This window comes from Neisseria sp. P0001.S005, from assembly GCF_051963715.1.
Window position 1 is genome coordinate 1 of the sequence record NZ_JBQCTZ010000290.1, and the last position, 3,288, is coordinate 3,288.

4 protein-coding genes are annotated in these 3,288 nt (G+C 49.6%); all 4 read left to right on the forward strand.

The window, feature by feature from the left end:
- Positions 1 to 576 (forward strand): SDR family NAD(P)-dependent oxidoreductase (locus tag ACTHSP_RS18990; RefSeq protein WP_440346681.1); only part of this gene is annotated, 576 nt, incomplete at its 5' end.
- Between the two features lie 113 nt (positions 577 to 689).
- A complete protein-coding gene (locus ACTHSP_RS18995; RefSeq protein ID WP_440346682.1) occupies positions 690 to 1,163 on the forward strand; it encodes a Fur family transcriptional regulator in 474 nt (157 codons plus the stop codon).
- Positions 1,151 to 2,080, forward strand: a complete 930-nt coding sequence (locus ACTHSP_RS19000; protein ID WP_003682934.1) for a CobW family GTP-binding protein — start codon at positions 1,151 to 1,153, stop codon at positions 2,078 to 2,080. The genes ACTHSP_RS18995 and ACTHSP_RS19000 overlap by 13 nt, the downstream gene beginning before the upstream one ends.
- Before the next feature lie 99 nt (positions 2,081 to 2,179).
- Positions 2,180 to 3,235 (forward strand): ABC transporter permease subunit, encoded by a 1,056-nt coding sequence (locus tag ACTHSP_RS19005; RefSeq protein ID WP_049351200.1) that lies wholly within the window; start codon positions 2,180 to 2,182, stop codon positions 3,233 to 3,235.
- The last annotated feature ends 53 nt before the right edge of the window (positions 3,236 to 3,288 follow it).

Here is a 3,288-nt window from a genome sequence, read left to right on the forward strand (position 1 = left end):
TTGGCTTTAGGTTTGGATTCTGCCGATAAAGCCGATTTTGGCGATTGGGAAACCATGATTCAAACCAATATCATCGGTCTGACTTTTCTGACCCGCCAGATTTTGCCGCAAATGGTAGCGCGCAAACAGGGCTACATCATCAATTTGGGTTCGATTGCCGGCAGTTATGCTTATTCAGGCAGTAATGTCTATGGCGCGACCAAGGCTTTTGTGCGCCAATTCAGTATGAACCTGCGCGCCGAATTGGCAGATAAAAACATCCGCATTACCAATATCGAACCGGGCTTATGCGGTGATACCGAGTTTTCCAACGTCCGTTTCAAGGGCGACGATCAGCGTGCGGCCGAGGTTTATGAGAATGTCGAGTTTATCCAGCCGCAAGATATTGCCGATACCGCTTTATGGCTCTATCAGCGTCCGGCGCGGATGAACGTCAATTCCATCGAAATCATGCCGGTTGCCCAGACCTTTGCAGGCATGAAAGTTTACCGCGATGAGCCTGCTCCGGTGAAGGAAGAAACGTTTGAAAAACAAAGCATGTCTTTGTTTGGAAAAATTAAATCTTGGTTTAAGTAATCGGCATCAGGCCGTCTGAAGGTTTCAGACGGCCTCTTTGTTATCTGAAATTGAACAAACACGTTATAATGTAATTTTTTATTAACAAGGCCGTCTGAAAGGCTGTTTCAGTTATGAACGCAATCAAACAAAAAATCTTAGAACAAGCGCAGCGCGATGGCGTACAGGTAACCGCATTGCGCGAGCAAGTGCTTGATATTGTTTTGAAACAAAGCGGCGTGATTAAAGCCTACAACGTTCTGTCGCAGATGCAGCAGCAAAGCGAGGGTGTGGTTGCGCCGCCGACGGCCTACCGCGCCCTTGATTTTTGGGTGGAGCAGGGCGTTTTGCACAAAGTGGCGGCGGTCAACGGCTATATTTTGTGCAGCCACGCGCAGCATGAGTGCAACGACCATTGCCATGACCACGAAGAAGCCGAAGCGCACCACAGCGCGTTTATTTTGGTTTGTACCGAATGCGGTACGGCGGATGAGCAGACCTTGAGCCAAGAATGGGCGGCATTGCGTGCAGGCGTGGCCGAAACCGGTTTCTCATTAAAAGAAGAACATGTTGTTTTAACAGGAATTTGTAAAAAATGTCAGAAGTAAAAAAGACCAAAGTCCACCTGATTTCAGGCTTCCTCGGAACAGGCAAAACCACTGCACTCAAAAGCCTGATGGCGCAAAAAGACCCGAATGAAAAATGGGTCATCATCGTCAACGAATTTGGCGAAATCGGCATTGACGGCGCAGTCTTGAGCGACAACGGCATTCCCGTGGCAGAAATCGCCGGCGGCTGTTTGTGCTGCACTGCCGGCGCGCAAATGGGTACGACCGTACAAAAAATGCTGCGCGACGCCCAACCCGACCGCTTGATGATTGAAGCCAGCGGTCTGGCGCACGCCGCCAGCGTTATCGACGAATTGAAAGCCAAACCGCTCGACAGTATGCTGGAAATCGGCGCCGTCTTTACCGTTGTCGATCCGCGCCAATTCATTAATCCCGATTACGCGCAACAAGCCTTGTATAAAGACCAAATCGGCATTTGCGACGTATTGGTCGCCAGCAAAACCGACTTGTGCACCCCCGAGCAGCTGGCTGAGTTTCACGATAAAGCGGCCAAGCTGTTCCCGCCTAAAGCCAAAGTGGTTGAAGTACAAAATGCGCAACTCGACATCCAATGGCTTGATATTCCCGTTGTCGAAAAATCGCGCTACCGCCTCAAAGCCTTGCCTGACAACACCATGGGCTTCCAGTCTCAAGGCTTCACTTTCCCTGCCGGGCGTGATTTCGACGGCGAAAAACTGACCGATTTCTTCAACGACCTGCCTAAATTTACAGACGGCCTCGTCCGCGCCAAAGGCGTGTTCCAAGTGCTCGGTACATGGGTGTGGCTCAACTGGGTGGATGGTCAATGGGGCGCAAACCAAGTTTCATGGCGCCGTGATTCCCGCTTTGAATTGATTGCCAAATCGTTTGACGCGGATTTAATTGAGAAGAAATTGCAGGAGGCGTTGGAGAAGTAAATCATCGGCCAAACGCTTATTAATCCGTTACTATTATGCCGTCTGAAGTCAGCAGTTTCAGACGGCCTTCAAATCAAAAAAATAGAGGAACACTTAACCATGTGGCGTTATATCTTTCATCGTATGCTCCTTTTGATTCCCACGTTGTTGGGGATTTTGGCGATTACCTTCGCCGTGATTCAGTTTGTTCCCGGCGGTCCGGTGGAGCAGATGGTTCAGCAGCTGACGCAGGGTGCAGTTGGCGGTGAAACAGCAGGACACAGCATGCCTGGAACTTTGGCCAAAAACGGCAACCGCATCAGTGCGGAAGATTTGGCCGCGCTGAATGCTTTGTACGGTTTCGACAAGCCGCCTGTAACGCGTTTTGTCGATATGGTATGGAAATTTGCCCGTTTCGATTTGGGCGAGAGTTTTTTCCACCATCAAACCGTATTTGAGTTGGTAAAAGAGAAAATGCCGGTATCGATGAGTTTGGGTTTGTGGACATTCTTCCTAACTTATTTGATATGTATTCCGTTGGGTATAGCCAAGGCGGTCAGGGATGGCAGCCGGTTTGATACGGTTACGGGTATGATCATTTTGGTCGGCTATACCGTACCGCCGTTTGTCTTGGGTTTGGTGTTGCTGGTGTTGTTTGGCGGTGGCAGCTTTTTTGCCTGGTTCCCGCAGGGCGGCTTGGTCGGCGATGATTTCGATACGCTCTCTTGGGCGGGTAAAGTCAAAGATTATTTGTGGCATATGGCCTTGCCGATTACCGCTTCGGTGGCAGGCAACTTGGCGGTCATGACCGTATTGACGAAAAACGTGTTCCTTGAAGAAATCCGCCGTCAATATGTTTATACCGCGCGAGCCAAGGGCTTGCCTGAGAAACAGATTCTGTGGAAACATATTTTTCGCAACGCCATGATTCCTCTGATTACCGGTTTCCCGGCCGCATTTATCGGCGCATTCTTTACCGGCAGCCTGTTGATTGAAACGCTGTTTTCGCTGGACGGTTTGGGTTTGCTGTCTTACGAGGCAGTGATGAAACGCGATTATCCTGTCGTAATGGGCACGCTGTATGTGTTCACGCTGATGGGGTTGTTGGCTAAATTGGTGTCGGATATTTCTTATTCGTGGGTCGATCCGCGCATTCACTTTGGCGGACAGAAATAAGGCCGTCTGAAAATATCTTCAATCCATTATTAAAGAATGTTTCGAACCATGAA

Excerpts from the sequence above, each read along its gene's own strand:
- ACTHSP_RS18995 (WP_440346682.1), top strand. The coding sequence starts at position 690 with ATGAACGCAATCAAACAAAAAATCTTAGAACAAGCGCAGCGCGATGGC.
- ACTHSP_RS19000 (WP_003682934.1), top strand. The coding sequence starts at position 1,151 with ATGTCAGAAGTAAAAAAGACCAAAGTCCACCTGATTTCAGGCTTCCTC.
- ACTHSP_RS19005 (WP_049351200.1), top strand. The coding sequence starts at position 2,180 with ATGTGGCGTTATATCTTTCATCGTATGCTCCTTTTGATTCCCACGTTG.